Annotated in this window: 15 protein-coding genes; 3 read left to right on the top strand and 12 right to left on the bottom strand. The window is 49.3% G+C overall.

Going from position 1 to position 16,327, the window contains the following annotated elements; all coding sequences use genetic code 11:
* Positions 1 to 56: 56 nt before the first annotated feature.
* The 3 genes from OIR97_RS09285 to nagA are packed head-to-tail and all read left to right on the top strand — an operon-like array spanning position 57 to position 3,616.
* The gene (locus OIR97_RS09285) at positions 57 to 905 is read left to right on the top strand and encodes an alpha/beta fold hydrolase (protein WP_169545366.1); all 849 of its coding nucleotides are present in this window, start codon (positions 57 to 59) and stop codon (positions 903 to 905) included.
* Positions 898 to 2,472 (top strand): alkaline phosphatase family protein, encoded by a 1,575-nt coding sequence (locus tag OIR97_RS09280; protein ID WP_169545365.1) that lies wholly within the window; start codon positions 898 to 900, stop codon positions 2,470 to 2,472. Before OIR97_RS09285 ends, OIR97_RS09280 begins: the two co-directional genes overlap by 8 nt.
* Positions 2,435 to 3,616 (top strand): N-acetylglucosamine-6-phosphate deacetylase, encoded by a 1,182-nt coding sequence (gene nagA, locus OIR97_RS09275; protein ID WP_169545364.1) that lies wholly within the window; start codon positions 2,435 to 2,437, stop codon positions 3,614 to 3,616. Before OIR97_RS09280 ends, nagA begins: the two co-directional genes overlap by 38 nt.
* On the opposite strand, the gene OIR97_RS09270 is transcribed toward nagA, so the two are convergent.
* The 12 genes from OIR97_RS09270 to OIR97_RS09215 form a co-directional block, all read right to left on the bottom strand.
* A complete protein-coding gene (locus OIR97_RS09270) occupies positions 3,592 to 4,605 on the bottom strand; it encodes a fumarylacetoacetate hydrolase family protein (RefSeq protein WP_169545363.1) in 1,014 nt (337 codons plus the stop codon). The two genes, nagA and OIR97_RS09270, sit on opposite strands and share 25 nt — an antisense overlap.
* A 1-nt stretch (position 4,606) precedes the next feature.
* On the bottom strand, positions 4,607 to 5,164 hold the full coding sequence (locus OIR97_RS09265) for a VOC family protein (RefSeq protein WP_169545362.1): 558 nt from the start codon (positions 5,162 to 5,164) through the stop codon (positions 4,607 to 4,609).
* A gap of 58 nt (positions 5,165 to 5,222) precedes the next feature.
* Entirely contained in the window at positions 5,223 to 7,916 is a 2,694-nt protein-coding gene (locus tag OIR97_RS09260) for a DUF2339 domain-containing protein (RefSeq protein WP_169545361.1), read from the bottom strand.
* A 92-nt stretch (positions 7,917 to 8,008) separates the two neighbouring features.
* Positions 8,009 to 8,389, bottom strand: a complete 381-nt coding sequence (locus OIR97_RS09255; protein ID WP_169545360.1) for an Hpt domain-containing protein — start codon at positions 8,387 to 8,389, stop codon at positions 8,009 to 8,011.
* 89 nt (positions 8,390 to 8,478) lie between these two features.
* Positions 8,479 to 9,279, bottom strand: coding sequence for a heme ABC transporter ATP-binding protein (locus OIR97_RS09250; RefSeq protein WP_169545359.1), 801 nt, complete (start codon positions 9,277 to 9,279; stop codon positions 8,479 to 8,481).
* Positions 9,276 to 10,313, bottom strand: coding sequence for a FecCD family ABC transporter permease (locus tag OIR97_RS09245; protein ID WP_169545358.1), 1,038 nt, complete (start codon positions 10,311 to 10,313; stop codon positions 9,276 to 9,278). Before OIR97_RS09245 ends, OIR97_RS09250 begins: the two co-directional genes overlap by 4 nt.
* Positions 10,314 to 10,324: 11 nt before the next feature.
* A complete protein-coding gene (locus OIR97_RS09240) occupies positions 10,325 to 11,167 on the bottom strand; it encodes a heme/hemin ABC transporter substrate-binding protein (protein ID WP_169545357.1) in 843 nt (280 codons plus the stop codon).
* Positions 11,164 to 11,595: an ExbD/TolR family protein gene (locus tag OIR97_RS09235; RefSeq protein ID WP_169545356.1), complete on the bottom strand. Its 432-nt coding sequence runs from the start codon at positions 11,593 to 11,595 to the stop codon at positions 11,164 to 11,166. Before OIR97_RS09235 ends, OIR97_RS09240 begins: the two co-directional genes overlap by 4 nt.
* On the bottom strand, positions 11,592 to 12,182 hold the full coding sequence (locus OIR97_RS09230; RefSeq protein WP_169545355.1) for a MotA/TolQ/ExbB proton channel family protein: 591 nt from the start codon (positions 12,180 to 12,182) through the stop codon (positions 11,592 to 11,594). Before OIR97_RS09230 ends, OIR97_RS09235 begins: the two co-directional genes overlap by 4 nt.
* Positions 12,172 to 13,236 (bottom strand): hemin-degrading factor, encoded by a 1,065-nt coding sequence (locus OIR97_RS09225; protein WP_169545354.1) that lies wholly within the window; start codon positions 13,234 to 13,236, stop codon positions 12,172 to 12,174. The genes OIR97_RS09230 and OIR97_RS09225 overlap by 11 nt, the downstream gene beginning before the upstream one ends.
* A gap of 32 nt (positions 13,237 to 13,268) precedes the next feature.
* On the bottom strand, positions 13,269 to 14,249 hold the full coding sequence (locus tag OIR97_RS09220; protein ID WP_169545353.1) for an energy transducer TonB: 981 nt from the start codon (positions 14,247 to 14,249) through the stop codon (positions 13,269 to 13,271).
* The gene (locus OIR97_RS09215; protein WP_169545352.1) at positions 14,243 to 16,255 is read right to left on the bottom strand and encodes a TonB-dependent hemoglobin/transferrin/lactoferrin family receptor; all 2,013 of its coding nucleotides are present in this window, start codon (positions 16,253 to 16,255) and stop codon (positions 14,243 to 14,245) included. Before OIR97_RS09215 ends, OIR97_RS09220 begins: the two co-directional genes overlap by 7 nt.
* Positions 16,256 to 16,327 lie beyond the last annotated feature (72 nt).

Below are 16,327 nucleotides of genomic sequence, written 5' to 3'. Positions count from 1 at the left end.
ATCTGCTTACCACTGCGACACTGGCGAACTTCTATTTCACTTTGCCGGATCCCTGAATGAGCCAAAAATATCAACGCGGATTTTTTAATTTAGGCGACCATTCTCTTTTTTATAAAATATCAGGAGAAGGCCCGAAAACGATCTTGATTTCGGGAACCAATTCAGACACCCGGCATAAACCGAATATCTTTGATGTTCCTGGCTCTGAAAAATTTACCATCCTGAGTTTTGATAACCGTGGCATGGGGCAATCCTCTTCTCCTCAACAAGCACCGGACATGGGTGCTTACGCGGATGACGTTGCCCATCTTATGGTTCACCTGGGCTGGGAAAAAGCCCATATCGTTGGCATTAGTTTTGGTGGTATGATCGCCCAGCATTTTGCCGTACATCATCCAGAAAGAGTAACCCGTCTTGTCCTGTGTTGCACAAGCAGCGGCGGTGCTGGCGGGTCGTCCTATCCGCTTCAGGAACTTCAGGAGTTAACCGCCAACGAGTATGCGCAAGCCTTCATGAAATTATTGAATTTAAAACACCATGATGAGTGGCAACGGGCCAATCCCAAAGAGGCTGAAGAAATTTTTGCGTATCATTTCCAAAGTGCATCCGCCACCCTTAATGATCCTGTAAAAAAAGCTGCCATGAAGGCCCAGATGAAAGCCCGAAGGGATCATGATATCTATGATCAGTTACCACAGATCTCCTGCCCTACCTTGGTCGCCTGTGGACAGGATGATGGCATTACACCTGTCCATAATTCAGAAGCCATTGCAGAGGCTATTCCCGGGGCAACCTTGCGGGTTTATGAAGGCGGTCATTTATTTATGAAAGAAAACCCGGTTGCCTGGCAGGAAATCTTCAGTTTTCTCAATGGAACTCCCTACTCAAAAGAAACTCATGTCTAAAACCCGAAATATACTGTTTATCATGTGTGATCAGTTGCGAGCGGATTATCTCGCTTGTAACGGTCATCCGACAATCAAAACGCCGAACATCGACCAATTGGCGGCCCGCGGGGTTAACTTCTCAAGGGCCTATGTACAAGCCCCTGTTTGCGGGTCTTCACGCATGTGTTTTTACACGGGTCGCTATATGTTCAGCCATGGTGCCACATATAACGGTGTTCCCCTGAATATCGCGCAGCCAACGCTTGGGGATCATATGCGGGAACTGGGGGTGCAAACCGGCCTTCTGGGGAAAACACATATGAGTGCTGATCGGGCCAATATGGATCGTCTTGGAATTGATCCGCTTTCAAAAAACGGGGTTCTTGCCGCCCAATGTGGCTTTGAGCCGTGGGAGCGCGATGACGGATTGCACCCCGATCAATTGACCGACCCCAACCTTGCCTACAATACCTACCTGCGAGACATGGGATATGAAGGTGACAATCCGTGGCATACAGCCGCAAATTCAGGCCGGGACGACACGGGCGCGTTACAAAGCGGCTGGTTTCTAAGGAACGCTCATTTAAAAGCAGAGGTCCGGGCCGAACATTCTGAAACCGCCTATATGACAGATAAAGCCATGGCAAAAATATCAGAGCTGGGGGATCAGCCCTGGTGCCTGCATCTTAGTTTTATCAAGCCACATTGGCCCTATATCGCGCCGTCCCCCTACCACAATATGTACGGACCAGAAGACGTTCTTCCGGCCAATCGCAATGAACAGGAAAAGGAGCATCCGCACCCTGTTGTAGACGCATTCATGAAACATGAGGAGAGTGTCAATTTTTCGGATGAAACCAAACGAAAACACGTCATACCCGCCTATATGGGGCTCATTTCGGAAATAGATGACAATATTGGCCGACTTATGGGTTTTCTTGAAGAACAGGGCCGCCTTGAAGATACTCTCATAGTTTTCACCAGCGATCACGGAGACTATTTGGGGGATCACTGGCTGGGTGAAAAAGAGTTATTTCATGAAGAAAGTGTCAGGATACCATTGATCGTCGTTGATCCGGATCCAACAGCCGATGTAAGCCGCGGTCACACAGACGAAAACCTTGTCGAAGCAATTGACCTGATCCCTACCTTCATAGATGCCCTGGGCGGCCGTGAAAAACCGCATCTTCTGGAAGGCCGTTCTTTATCGCCCCTGATAAAACAGGACACTTCTGTTGTCTGGCGGGATGCTGTCTTTAGTGAAGTCGATTATGCATGGCGAAACGCGCGCCTTTCATTAGGATTGGCCCCGGACCAAACACGCGGCTATATGATACGCACCAAAGAATGGAAATACGTTTCTTTCGATGGTTTTGATCCTCAGCTTTTTGATTTGGTAAATGATCCTAAGGAACAGAACGACCTCGCCCGTGATCCGTCTCAGGCTGAACGCTGCCAGTCCTTCGAAAATCGGATCAATCAATGGATAAGAGCCCGAAAGACACGCTTTACCGTGGCGCACGACACCATTGAGGAAAAAACGGATAATGCAAAAGAGCGGGGGATCTATTTTGGCGTCTGGTAACATATCCACCCTTTCTGATTTTGATTACATCACGGCAGGTTTTCTGCTGATTGATGGTGAGTGGGCGACCGATCACCTTCTGCATGTTACCGCAGGCAAAATCAAATCGGTGTTATCCAGAGACAGAGTCCCGGAGGATGCCAAAATAAGGGATTTGGGATCGGGTTTTCTTGTCCCCGGCTTTTTCGACATTCAAGTCAATGGCGGCGGCGGCATTCTACTGAATGATGCCCCTACAATGAGTGGTCTGGAAAAGGTGGCGCGAGCCCACTTGCCGTTTGGGACGACGTCAATGCTGCCCACCCTGATCACTGATGAATTTGACATCATGCGCCGATTTGCAGGGGCCTATTGTGATATTCAATCTGCATATCCCCTCTCTATTAAAGGGCTGCATTTTGAAGGCCCGTATTTAAATCCTGTCAAAAAAGGGGTTCATAACGAACGCTTCATTCGCAATTTTGAAGACAAATTTCTCGATCTACTGGATGAGTTTGGGCTTGATCATGTTTTAATCACTCTCGCCCCGGAAAAAGTTTCATCTGATTTCATTCAGGCGCTGGTTCAGGCCGGCGTTATTGTCGCGGCTGGCCATACAGACGCCACTTACGAGCAGACAATGGATGCCGTGAATGCCGGACTGACCGGTTTTACACATTTATACAATGCCATGCCCCCTATGCTATCCCGGGCACCGGGGGTCATCGGGGCCGCATTTCAAGCCCCGTCCAGTTATTGCAGCATTATTGCCGATGGAGATCATGTGCATCCTGCGGTCTTGAAAAATGCAATCGCCAGCAAAACACCTGATCACACGATCCTGATTACAGATGCCATGCCCTGTGTAGGCAGTAAAAATCCAGACTTTATCCTTCAGGGGGAGAAAATAACCGTCAAACAGGGTCGCTGCACGACTTCAGAAGGGGTTCTTGCTGGGTCGGCTATCTCGATGGAAGATGCCGTAATGCGGAGCATCAACCTATTAGGGCAGACGTTAGAGGACAGCGTTAAAATGGCCAGTGAAACCCCGGCTCGATTTATGGGTCTGGATCACAAAATTGGCCTTTTGAAACCAGACCGGCAGGCCGACCTGGTCTTTATGGATCAGGCGGGGCAGGTTCAGGAAGTTTTGACTACTTTCTGATCGATCCGCCCGAAGATTGAGTGACCTGACGGATCCAGCATCTCCATCACAACACGATCCCCGGTTTTCATGAAGGGCGTTGATGGCTGACCATTTTCGATGGTTTCAATCATCCGAATTTCTGCAAGGCAGGTAAATCCTCTGCCCCCTTCAGCGACAGTTTTTCCGGGCCCTCCGTCCAGTTTATTAGACACGGTTCCCGATCCGATAATCGCCCCAGCCCCAAGTTTTCTGCTTTTTGCCGCGTGCTGAATAAGATCCAAAAAATCAAAGGTCATATCAGTTCCAGCATCCGGGCAGCCAAACAGGGTCCCGTTATAGGTAACCTCTAAAGGACGGTGAAGCTTGCCGTCTTTCCAGTCAGAACCCAGCTCATCGGGGGTCACCGCCACAGGCGCAAACGCACTGGAAGGTTTGGAATGGAAAAACCCAAAGCCTTTTCCTAACTCAGGCGGGATTAATCCGCGCAAGGAAATATCATTTACCATCATGACCAGTCGAATTTTATCGGACGCCTCTTTCTTTTGGATGCCCATGGGAACATCGTCCGTTACGATGGCGAGTTCTCCTTCAAAATCCAGTCCCCAGGCGTCCTCCACCAGAGGAATGTCTTCGGTCGGTGCAAGGAAAGTATCCGATCCGCCCTGATACATCAGGGGATCGGTCCAAAAGCTGGGGGGCATCTCGGCCCCACGGGCTTTGCGCACCAGTTCAACATGATTAACATAGGCGGATCCATCCGCCCATTGATATGCTCTGGGAAGCGGCGACAATGCCTGCTGCTGATCAAAAACAGTCCGTTTCTCTGCAGTTCCTTTATTTAGCCGAATATAAGCCTCTTCCAACGCACCTTTTACATCTTCCCAATGATCCAAGGCGTATTGCAGCGTTGGGGCAATGTCAGTCACAGCAAGACACTCTGTCAGGTCGCGGCTAACGACAACAAGCTGCCCGTCCCGCGTTTCATTTTTTAAAGAGGCAAATTTCATATTACTTTTCCGTTTTCGCAAAATCCGGCTCTACACTGCCGTCATGCATCCACCGTGCATGTTGGGGGGCCCGTTTTGTCCGGCTCCATTCTTCCAGCATTTCCCACTTTACATGGTCCAGTTTGGCGTTCATTTCCGCCGTATCAGTATTTGCGGCAAGTTCGATCCGATGACCATTTGGGTCGAAAAAATAGATGGACTGAAACAAAGTGTGGTTGACCGGACCAAGCACATCAATGCCGTCGGCTTCAAACCGCTCTTTCGCTGCGAGGAGCTCGTCCATACTTCCAACTTTTAACGCAAGATGCTGAACCCATTCAGGCGTATTGGGGTCCTTCCCCATATCAGGGGAATTCGGCAGCTCAAAAAATGCCAGGATGTTTCCATTCCCAGCATCCAGAAATACATGCATGTATGGATCAGGCGCCTTCGTCGAAGGAACTTCATTTTCGGCAATCGCCAGAACAAAATCCATATTCAGGTATTTTACATACCAATCGACAGTTTCCTTCGCATCCCTGCACCGGTACGCCACATGATGAATTTTCTGAATTTTCATTCTCTGTTCCCTTCAGCAATAGCTCATGGTGCTAATAATAGTTTCATATGTAACTATATCAAGGATTATTATGGACATTCTTTTTTCCAAATCGTTGATACAGAAACGCCAGCCCGATCAATACAATGCCCAACCCCAGAAACGACGCAGCTCGTAACAAGCCTTCCAAGGCGGACATATCAAAAAAGAAAACCTTCACTGCGGTCAGCAGTAATAATAATAACGCCGCCTGAAGGATACGATGCCTGTCCCGTGCAATACCTAACCCCATGCCAGCGCCCGCATAACATAACCAGCCTACAGAATAGGCATACATTTCGGTCTCTCCTACCGATCCCAGCAACATGTCAGGACCATTAAAGAAGTGCCGTATTTCTGTATTCAGATACCAAAACCCCAGCAATCCAGCGAGGCCTACAATATAGGGTCCATATTTCAGATGATCTGATCTCAACACCCGTGTACCCATGAGCAGGATGACCGCAGTGCCGATATACCCAAACGAAAGCCAATTGATCAGATACCAGCTTCCTACTTCCCCTGACCGGCTAATCATCGGATTTAACAGAAGCATCGTTCCGAACACGAGCACCCCAAGTCCGAAGGCTCCCAGGATTTTCCAGGCCCACTCTCGCACCGGATTTGACCGCCGACTGGCCAACCAATACAGCCCAAGGGCATTCAAGAGCCAACTGACAACATGAATGCTGGCTTCTGCAAAACTCAAACCCAGAAATCCGACGTCACTACCGGACATCCACTGACGAACTGTCAACGCAATCAAACTTACCCAAAACAGCACCGCGCCACTTTCCAGCAAACCCGTCAGATAGTCCTGTTTTTCTTTTCCAAAAATATGCCTGGAAACAAGAAAAGCAACAAGCGGTACACCAAGCCCATAGAGATACCAATCCACAGAAAGAGAAGCATCAAACAGAAAACGAAAGAGTTCACTATCCATTTCGAGCCGTACAATAACAATGATGGCCAGCAAGGATGCGATAGGTCGGAATATTCTGATCGGGATATGGCGATGGATCCACCCCAAGGCCAAGACCTGAAGAGCAAAGGCAATTGTCAGCCATTCTGCTTCCAAAGCGGCCGCAAGTGCCAGCGATAGACCACCAGTGCCACCCGCCGCCAGCAGGCCCACCAGTAACCGCCCTGCTTCTTCAGACATTTTCTGACGAATTGTACTTGCGGCCCCCACATATCCACCAGCCAGAACCAACGCAATAACACTCCATTCAAGGGAGGTTCCGAACCCGTTATATTTCCAGAACAACAGGCAGAAAATGAGAAGTGGCATATAGACGGCATATAAAATCCCGTTAAAGGCCGATATCCCTGACTTCAGACGCCAGCCGGCCATCAAAACATAAAACGCGCCGCCAAGCGCAGACCAGATGATGACGGCAAGGTCCGGTTGCAAGACACCGTTTTGATAGGATCCCTCCGGCCATAAACCAATATAGATAAGCAAAGACGCCTGTCCGATCCAAACGGATGTCTCCAAAAACCCGTTTCGGGAAGAGGCCCACGCTGTTATCGGCAACAACAAGAACGGCAGTGCTAGGCTGGCTGGCAGATAGTTTGAAAAAAAGGCGAGCGCCAGACCAATAAATCCGACGAATGCGACCGCTGCAACCGCCCATTTTTCTGGATGACGGTAAAGGGTTCGCCAGCCATTTTCCCGTGGCCCGCTAACAGGCCCTGCAAATTGATACAGGTACAAGCCCAAGACCATACAGCCATAGATCGTCAAAACCATGATTTCTGCCGTTTTAACCGACGAGAAGACCAGCCACATCAAGAACCACAGAACAGCAAACAGCAGATTGACGCCGGCGATGAAAGGCCATTGCCGATATCTTAGGAATAGAAAACTGCCGGCCATGACACCCCCAAGATACAGATACAACATCTCGGTAGAAGGGTTTTCTGTTGATACCAATAGAGGGACAAGATACGCGCCAATCACTGCCAGCAAAGCAATGGGAGGTCCCAATAACAAGGAATAAACCAATCCCGAAGCGGCCACGACCGCCATCAACAAAAGGGCAATCAGAGGCGAAAACAGTTGATAGAGGGCATATCCAGCGAAGATAGCGCCATACAGGGTTACAAAACCCGCCGCCGAGACAATAAGCGGTAAATAGGACCAGTGTTGACGGGTCGATCCAAGATCTTCCTGACGCCGCAACCATTCAGACGCCGCCAGCATTACCAGCCCCAGCAACCCACCGGCCAACACCCGACCCCAGGGACCTAACAATTCATGCTCAAAAGAGTATTTTACGACGAAGACCCCGCCTAACGCGAGGGCGGATCCACCGATCCAAATCAGTATGCGGATATCCGTCAGACGGTCCAGCAGGCTTACCTTCGGCGCCCCGGCAATATTACTTTCAGTGTCACTTTCAGTCCGGAAAGTTTCTTGAATACCGGGCTCTGCTGGATGAGCGTCCGCGTTGATTTTTACACTCACAGATTGTTCTGTATGAGGGGAAAGTGGCTGATCTTTTGTAGGGCTTTCTTTTTCTTGTTCAGCCTGCGCCGGATCCTTAACTACCTCAGTCTGTGCCGATACAGGCCGGCCCTTAACCTCATCGGTGCGGGACCAAACAGATTGCTGTTTTACAAGATACGCAAATTTGCGTTCCAATGATCGGACCTTTAAAACCAGCCAGATCAAGAGACCGACCAACGCAAAGGGTACGAGTATTATAAAAAGCAGAAAAAAATCTTCCATAGCCCCCCCGGAAAATGATGACCCAGCATATCAACCTGAAGGAATATGGCTAGCGAAAACAATTATTTACAGCGCGATTTGAAAATAATCCACTAGGGCTCAGAAGCCTCAAGATACCGTCCCCCATCCAGAAATTCTGTCCACCAGTCGACAGTTTCGGCTCCCACATTCTGCAGATAGTCAAGATAGTCCTGTGCGAGCGTCAAATCCGTCGCTATCTCTTCCATTTGGCGTGCCGTTTCAGCCAACCGCGTTGCCTGTATGGAATAACAGGCGCCCCGCAGACTGTGACACGCAGACTTCAAGGCGACACTATCTTTTGCAACAAGCGCGTTGCTGATTTTTTCAAGTTCTTCGAAGATTGCCCCCGGGACGCTTTCCAGAAGTGCGCGCGCAGCGGCGGGGCTGGCATTGGTCGCGATATGATCGAGAAAAGCAATGTCCCCCAGTGGGACATGGTCATTTTCGGACATTGCTTACCTGCCTTTTTTAATGGAAAACAGAAACATTAATATTTGTAATTCTTTCACAAAACGCAATGTCCGTATACAATATATTATCGTTAAGATATCGGACGCCGCGCAATAGGAAGCTGATAGATAAGATGTTTCTGTCCTGAAGATCCATCCGATACTTCCGCCATTGAAACCTGATATACGTCGTTGATCGTCTCCGGATTAATAATCTGTTTTGCCTCCCCTACCGCATGCAATCCCCCACCCTTCAACAAGATCGCATGGTCACAGAAAATCTTTGCCATATTAAGATCATGCAATACGCAAATAACTGTAAATGACTGGTCAAAACTCAGTTTCTGGATAAGCGACAGCACGGCGAATTGATGTTTCAGGTCAAGTGCAGAGGTTGGCTCATCGAGAAAAAGACAAGCCCCCGTTTGTCGCCACAATTGAGCCAGTATGCGCGCCAATTGCACACGTTGTTGTTCTCCCCCGGATAAAGAGGGAAAGAGCCGATTTTTAAGATGCCGGGCATCCACCAATGCCAGCACCTGATCTACAATGTGGACATCCTCCCGGTCGGATCCGGTTTTTGAATAAGGGTTACGGCCCATGAGAACGATTTCACTCACGGAGAATGGAAAACCGACAGTGAGATGCTGCGATAGAACGGCGCGTTTCTTAGCAAGATCAGCCAGTTTATAGGATCTGAGGTCCCGGCCGTCATACTGAATATTTCCTGTGTAATTTTTCGTCGCCCCCGTGAGGCATTTCAACAAACTGGATTTTCCTGCACCATTTGGCCCAAGGATTGCGGTAATCCTGCCGGTTGGAATTTGCGTCGAGATATCGCTCAGGATACTGTTTCCCTGTTGGTCAAGGGAAAGGTGTGAGATGTCAATCATAGTCCAAACCGTCCGGTGAATTGGCGCATCAGCAACCAAAGGAAAAAGGGGCCGCCAATTAAGCTGGTCAGAATACCCACGGGCATTTCTGTTGGTGCGACAAGCGTTCTGGCGATGGTATCCGCAATTGTCAGCAAGATACCGCCAAGCAATGCTGAAGCTGGAATAAGCCAGCGATGATCAGGACCGATCACAAGGCGGACAAGATGCGGCACCACCAAACCAACGAAGCCGATCAAGCCTGTCAAGGCAACGGACGCCCCGACGCATAAGGCCGTACAAATAATAATGTTCCGTTTTACCCGGTTGCTATCCACGCCCAAATATTGGGCTTCTTCTTCGCCCAATAAAAGAATGTTCATTGCCGAAGCATTGCGCAGAAGAAAAAAAACCGCAGGAACAACAACCGAGCCGCAAACCAGAACCGACGGCCAAAGCGCCCCGCCAACACTACCCATTGACCAAAGACTGATGGCACGAAGCTGCTGATCATCGCTGATAAAACTAAGAAACCCCACGCCCGCCATTGCCAACGCATTTATCGCAACCCCGGTCAACAACATGAACGTCACAGATAGAGTACCGCTCATTCTGGCGAACTGAAAAATCACGAAACATGCAAGCAGGCTTCCAAGAAAAGCAGCGAGGCTTAACGCATACAACCCCCCAATTCCCCCGATTGATCCGGCGAACACAATAACAATCGCTACCGACAGATGGGCGCCACTGGAAACACCGATCAAGCCCGGGTCCGCGAGGGCATTCCGAAACAGGCCTTGCAGGGCGGCGCCAGAAATCGAAAGGGCCGCCCCAACCAATGCTGCCAAAACCAGCCTGGGTGCCCGTATATTAGACAGAACATTTTCCTGCAAATCGCTTAAGGACCAAACGACCAGATCTGCAACTGGGATCGATACGGCCCCAATGGTCGCGGCTACGATAAGAGAAAGGCACAGCCCTGCAAACAGGATCAAAACAAATCGTTTCTGAGTTTTATCATTGGCCACAGCAACAGAAGGACTTAATGGGGTCATAACGTTTAGGCCTAGTGAATTTTGTCAAATAAAGTGTGCGCCGCACTGATGGTTCTGGGTCCAAACCCCAATAGTAACAACGCATCCATGCCAATCACCTGCCTTGAACGCCCCGCCGGTGTGAGGGACACACCCGGTGCTTTTAGAAGACCATCAATCCCACCGGCGCCTTGCAGGGCCGAATGCGTGGTCAAAATAAAATCAGGCGCCTGCTGAATAATCGCCTCGGCGGTTAAGGGCCGAAATCCAGAATATTCTGACACAGCATTTTCACCGCCCGCCAAAGAAATAATGCCTTCCGCCGCTGTTTCCTGACCCGCAACCATCATCGGGCCCCCGCCATGCTTCATCATGAACAAGATTTTCGGCCTGCCCGCATTGGTTTGTTTTTTTACTTTTAAATCTTCAAGTGACAGCCGCAGCGCTTTCAATAGATGGGCACTTTCCTTTTCACGCTTCAACACTTTTCCAATGTCGGCGATATTCAGAAAGGTCTGTTCCAGAGTATGGGCGGCCGGTATAACAATCTGTCCCAAACCAATGGCGGAAAGCTGTTTTAATACCGGGGCGGGCCCTGCATCACTGGAGAGCAATAAAAGGTCCGGGGCAAGTGAGATAATCCCCTCAGCCGACAAGGCTCTTTGGTATCCGACTTTAGGCTGGCGTGCGGCCTCTGGCGGGTAATAGCTGGTTGTATCATTCCCAACCACCTGATGCCCCGAACCGAGAGCGTACACAATTTCAGTGATTGCGCCCCCTACAGTCACCAACTTTTCGGGAGCCTCTGCCGTTACCATGCCGCCCATCATGAACAGGGCCAGAATGGATTGGCATGTTAGATTTAACAGTTTCATTGACCCGTTCCTCGTGTCATTAAGATATTGGCGGTTTTGATATTTTGGGTTTGAAGGTAGGTAAGAAGGCCCAAGAGGCGATCGATGGAGACATCCTTGTCTCCCGCAATCACCAGTTCCTGATCGGGATTGCGCTTGACGAGTTCCAGAACAGATATTTTCAAATTTTTAAATTCATTTATTTGTTTTTTATCAACGATATAAACGTCTTTTTTAATTTCAATTATGATCGGTTTCGATACTTTTAGCGTTGGCATCTCATCCGTCACATCTTCTGGCAAGGTGACTTCAAAGGATTGAAGCACCGTTCCTGCGGTGAGCATGAAAAACACCAGCAGGATAAACAATATATCAAGCATGGGCGTAAGATCCGGCGCAAGATCGACAAGACCCGCACCATGCTCCTGTTCTGTGCGAAGCTGGATCATGCGGCCTGGTCCCGCGGCGTAGGCACGCCACTACCAGCCGACATTGCCGCCCGCTCCTTCATGACTTCCTGTTCCAACGAGGCAGCGTTTAACGCACTCGCCAAGGCTGCCAGTCTTTGCTCGGAAAAATACTGAAAAAGATAGGCCAGAAAAATCGACGGAAGTGCGATGAATAATCCAAAGCCCGTTGTCAACATGGCCTCCCACAATCCGTCTGCAATCAGGTTTGGTGAGACAGGTCCTGTTTGACTGGCGATCACCTTAAACGCAGTGACTATGCCCAAAATCGTCCCCAGTAATCCGATAAGGGGACTGAGGGTCGCAATGATCCGTAAAAACCGAATTCCGGACTGTGACTGAACCCTCAGTTTTTCCAGAGCATCACTGACAATTTCATCCCGCAAGGGTTTGCTGCAATCAGCATGGTCAGAAAGAAGTTTGTTCAAGCGAGACAGAACCTTTTTCTTCTGCCGCCCGAATTTAAGGCTGTAAACAAGGCGCTCCAGAACAACCATCGCAGCAAGAACAGAGCATAGGACCAACGGAATTCCCATTGGCCCAAGCTTTTCAAACCCATCAAGCGGCATTTTGCGCCTCTTTGTCAGTGATTTCTTCGAGGATTTCCCGCCACAATGCCTGCTCTGGGTTGCCTTCCTGACGCTTGCCGAAAAAGGTTACGATCAGGTCGCCATTTTTGTCGAAAACCTCCATTGAACTGATCAGGCCATCTTTCGTTGGCTTACGAGTGATCCAAGTTTCAGCAATTCCACTTTGATCGAGATGCAAATTAAACTTGGGGTCCAAAATATTATACCAGGCCCCATATTCCTTTAACGTGTTGATCTGGCCTGTATGAATTTGAACAATGCCCCGATTGCCAACAAAAACCATTACTTCAAAATCGTTGGACGCGGCGAGTTCCAAAACGGTCTGCGCCGAAGAGTTCGGCACCTTGCGCGCAAAATCTTCACCGATATGGCGATGCCCCTGCAATCGGGAGATTTTGAATTTACGAAGCAAAGGAAAAAACTCATGTACATCTTGCATTTTTTCCCAATGTTCGCGAAATTTCGGCCAATTAACGTCACCGTCTTCTTGTTGCGGCGCCGTTTTTTCATAGGCCTGTATGTCGAGTGGAATTGTCTGATCGTCGGCTGTGAATATCTTGACAATAGAAGCGAATGCCTCTGTGTTAGACGCTTCTGTCAGATAAACTTTGTGAATTGCCGCCCCTTCTTTGTCAAAGAACTGCAGACTGCTCCGCGGTCCGGTATCCCCGTCTTGCAACACAGCGAAAACGAAGGCCCAGTTGGAAATAAAAATCCGAAGATCAATGTCCGGGTTGATCATTAAAACATGCTGCGCAGCCCCTTTTCCAAACACTTTAAGGTCTTTGTAAACCCCTTTGCGTTCATGAACACAGTGTTCATTTCGAGAAAGCGCCATCACCTCACCAACAGCCTCCAACGCTTTCAGAATGTCAATTGGCTCATTATTCAGCCGAACAACCAAGTGTCCAACTTGCGCGGCAAGAAGCTCTGCTTCTGAAACACCAATTTTCTGTGCAGCATCACGCGCCCTGATCCCGGGGTTTTCCTCGCGCACTGTTACCAACGCGTTTTTAATCTGTTCTGCATTCATCTTTAGTTCCTTTAAAATGCTTTGATAGCCATTTATCGAATAACAAAGTCCACAGGTACACTGACCCAACTGGCGACCGTTGTTGCCCCCTGTTTGCGGGGAACAAACTCCCATTTCTGTACTGCAGCCAACGCTGCTTTATCCAACAACCGATAACCAGAGGATCGGGCAACCTTTAACTCGGTTGGTGTTCCATCCGGGGTGATGCGCACGTGAAGTTTCACCGTGCCCTGCTGACCAAGATCAAGGGCGCGCTTTGGATATCGCAAAGGGGTTTTACGCCGATAATTAGCGGTGCCGATAATACTGGCATCCGCGTCGCCTTGATCTCCAGCTTTTGCCTCTTGCCGAGTGTGTCCGATCTTTGATGGTGCAAGTCCAGCTAACTTTTCTACCAACGCAGCCGTTTTAACAGGCGCAAATTTCTGTTTATTTACAGTCTGTTCCGGAACTGTCTTTTCAACGGGTTCTGTTTGAATTGCCTGGGATGTTTCAATTAATGTTGGGCGCCGACGGGGCATAGGAACCGCATGAACGGACGCGTTCTTGAAAGGACGCACACCCGGATCCGTCGGTTCAGGAAAAGAACGTGTCTCTTTTCTGGCCGGCAAAGACGCTTCCTTGATCACTCCCGGTTTTTTGTTTATGGAGATCGTTTTCTGTGCGGCTTTTTGCATCACAACATCCAGGACCGGTTTTGTTTGAACGGCCTTGGCACCTGAGGGTGGCCTGGTAGTCTCCGGGTCCACCGGCACTGGCGCTGGCACTGGCGCTGGCACTGGCACTTTTGTTTTTTTGGCGTCGCTCCGTGGGACCGATAGTGACGACACAGCGTCTATAGTCCGGGCCCGGCTGCTGAACGTAATCTGGAACGGTTTCGCGATCTCCAGAACCGGTGATTTAACTGAGAAATCCACCACACGGATTAATCCTAGATTGAGCACGACAGAGAGGAACAGGTAGCAAAGCCACCTGCTCTTCGTATCTGTCTGTTCTGCAACCATCGTTACCATTTATAGGTAACCTTCGCGTTGAAGCTTCGCCCCTCTTCTTCAACTGAGCTACCGATCCGTTTATATTCAGCATCAAAAAGATTGGAGATACTGAAATCCACCATTACATCCTGAAACTGCCCGTCTGTTGGCGCCCAGCGATAATAAAGATCGTGCACAGCATATCCGTCTGTCGGCGTATCATTATTGCCCACCTTGTCATTGGCATCGGAAAAACGACCTCTCCAACCAAAGACGCTATCAAGGGACGTTGCGGTATAGTTCAAATCCGTAATCAATGTGATGGGTGTGGAATTCCCCAGATATTCGCCCGTATTGTCATTTTCAGCCTCGATATAGGACAGTCCTACTTTCGCGCCCAGTGGTCCCGACTGGTAGGCCGTTTCCACTTCCCAGCCAAACAGAACGGCATCTGGAATATTGGTGTTTTCGGTTGTACCGCCAAAAGCATCCACATTCAGCGCAATAAAATCTTTCCCCCAGCTTTGATAAGCGGAGCCTTTGATTTGCAATTTGTCTGTCTCAGACAGCACGTTCTGAAGATCAATTCCTGCCCCAATTTCAAACGTGGTGACCACTTCAGGCTTCAAATCCGGGTTAGGAACAAAGAAGTTATTTGGTATGGGTCCCCCGCCCGGAAAGTGTAGACCGGTTGCATAAGTTTCCGTAAGATTGGGCGCTCTAAACGCACGGGCCAGACTGGAGAACACCATGAAGGATGGTATCGGCCGATAACTCACCGCTAATTTGGGCGAAAAAGCCCCTTCACTTTGGCTGTTCCCGTTTGCATCATCACTACTATAGTGATCATAACGCAGGGCCGGAATGATCAGAAACTTACCTGCGTCCGTGTCGAAAGAAATCTCATCCTGAATATAAACCCCATATGTCCTGGAGGATGCATCGGGAACCCCGTCAAAGGTCCCCGTCGTGCTGGAGGGATCAAGAGTATCGCGGTAAAATTCTGCGCCATAAGAAAAGGTATGTGTCTGATTTTTACTTACCGAAAGCCTGCTTTGATTATCCGCCGTGAACGCTAAAGTTCTAAAGTCTCTTGAACGGACGCGCCCGGCATTGGCTCCCGTGATATCCTCTTCGTCAGTTTGTGTCCGATTGAAATATAGATGAAGCTTTGGGTTCACAAGGTCATTGGCAGGATCTTCGAACGCATATTTCAGGCTAAACTGATAGTCGCTGATATCCTTCTTGACGGCCACACCGGTGGAGTTGGAATTATTTGGCTCTTCGCCGTCATTTTTGAAGTAAACACCTTCTAAATTCACCGTATGATAATCCGCAAACGTCAGGCCTGCCTTAAGTAATCCGTTTAAAATGCGTTCTTTCGTTGCAAGCTCTTCACCTGTTCCAAGTTCCACATCACCAGACCGGCGATAGGATAAACTGCCAACCACGTCGAGCATCTCGGTGCGTCCATAGGCCGTAACGTTCGGAGTAAAATTATTATTGGCCGTCCTGAAAAGAATGGAATTGGATACACCAAAATTCTCACCAGGCGACAAGAGGTCAGCAGCTTCTTTTGTTTTAAAAGCAATAACACCCCCGATACCGCCCCCGCCGTAAATCGAAGAAGAAGACCCCCTTACGATTTCAACAGATTTCAACAGGGAACCATCGATAAACTGCCGACCATCGTGGCCGGACTGAAATTGCTGACGCCGTCCATCGATTAACGTAATAACGGCATCATCAGAATATCCGCGGATACGAACAGTCTGACTGGAAGAGCGCGGACCACCACCAACTTCAACGCCAACCTGATGTTTTAAAATGTCATTCAGGTTTCCGGAAGTCGCGTTTCCAGCGTCCTCCAAATCCACCGTCCCCACCATGGAAGGGACATTAAATGTGGATTGAGGACTACGGGTTGCATATACTGTCACCGCGTCCAACTCGGTATTTGGCTGTACTTCCTCTGCCATTGCAGGGGTTAGAATGGTCGTCGATAATAATGCAGCCTTAATGACCACACGCAAAGAACCACGCATAAAAAGTTTCCTTTGTACGTATTGGCTCTTATCGCTGGCTGCCTGGCTACTCGTTTGCTTGGCTGGGTGGCT

This window comes from Sneathiella aquimaris (assembly GCF_026409565.1).
Lineage (GTDB): Bacteria > Pseudomonadota > Alphaproteobacteria > Sneathiellales > Sneathiellaceae > Sneathiella > Sneathiella aquimaris.
The sequence above is the reverse complement of the archived record's forward strand: the minus strand, read 5'-3'. Positions and strand labels throughout refer to the sequence as shown.

Coding starts and splice junctions, on each gene's coding strand:
- OIR97_RS09225 (WP_169545354.1), bottom strand. CDS start 13,236: ATGAATGCAGAACAGATTAAAAACGCGTTGGTAACAGTGCGCGAGGAA.
- OIR97_RS09215 (WP_169545352.1), bottom strand. CDS start 16,255: ATGCGTGGTTCTTTGCGTGTGGTCATTAAGGCTGCATTATTATCGACG.
- OIR97_RS09260 (WP_169545361.1), bottom strand. CDS start 7,916: ATGGAAGATTTTTTTCTGCTTTTTATAATACTCGTACCCTTTGCGTTG.
- OIR97_RS09240 (WP_169545357.1), bottom strand. CDS start 11,167: ATGAAACTGTTAAATCTAACATGCCAATCCATTCTGGCCCTGTTCATG.
- nagA (WP_169545364.1), top strand. CDS start 2,435: ATGCAAAAGAGCGGGGGATCTATTTTGGCGTCTGGTAACATATCCACC.
- OIR97_RS09220 (WP_169545353.1), bottom strand. CDS start 14,249: ATGGTAACGATGGTTGCAGAACAGACAGATACGAAGAGCAGGTGGCTT.
- OIR97_RS09245 (WP_169545358.1), bottom strand. CDS start 10,313: ATGACCCCATTAAGTCCTTCTGTTGCTGTGGCCAATGATAAAACTCAG.
- OIR97_RS09255 (WP_169545360.1), bottom strand. CDS start 8,389: ATGTCCGAAAATGACCATGTCCCACTGGGGGACATTGCTTTTCTCGAT.
- OIR97_RS09235 (WP_169545356.1), bottom strand. CDS start 11,595: ATGATCCAGCTTCGCACAGAACAGGAGCATGGTGCGGGTCTTGTCGAT.
- OIR97_RS09265 (WP_169545362.1), bottom strand. CDS start 5,164: ATGAAAATTCAGAAAATTCATCATGTGGCGTACCGGTGCAGGGATGCG.
- OIR97_RS09280 (WP_169545365.1), top strand. CDS start 898: ATGTCTAAAACCCGAAATATACTGTTTATCATGTGTGATCAGTTGCGA.
- OIR97_RS09270 (WP_169545363.1), bottom strand. CDS start 4,605: ATGAAATTTGCCTCTTTAAAAAATGAAACGCGGGACGGGCAGCTTGTT.
- OIR97_RS09230 (WP_169545355.1), bottom strand. CDS start 12,182: ATGCCGCTTGATGGGTTTGAAAAGCTTGGGCCAATGGGAATTCCGTTG.
- OIR97_RS09285 (WP_169545366.1), top strand. CDS start 57: ATGAGCCAAAAATATCAACGCGGATTTTTTAATTTAGGCGACCATTCT.
- OIR97_RS09250 (WP_169545359.1), bottom strand. CDS start 9,279: ATGATTGACATCTCACACCTTTCCCTTGACCAACAGGGAAACAGTATC.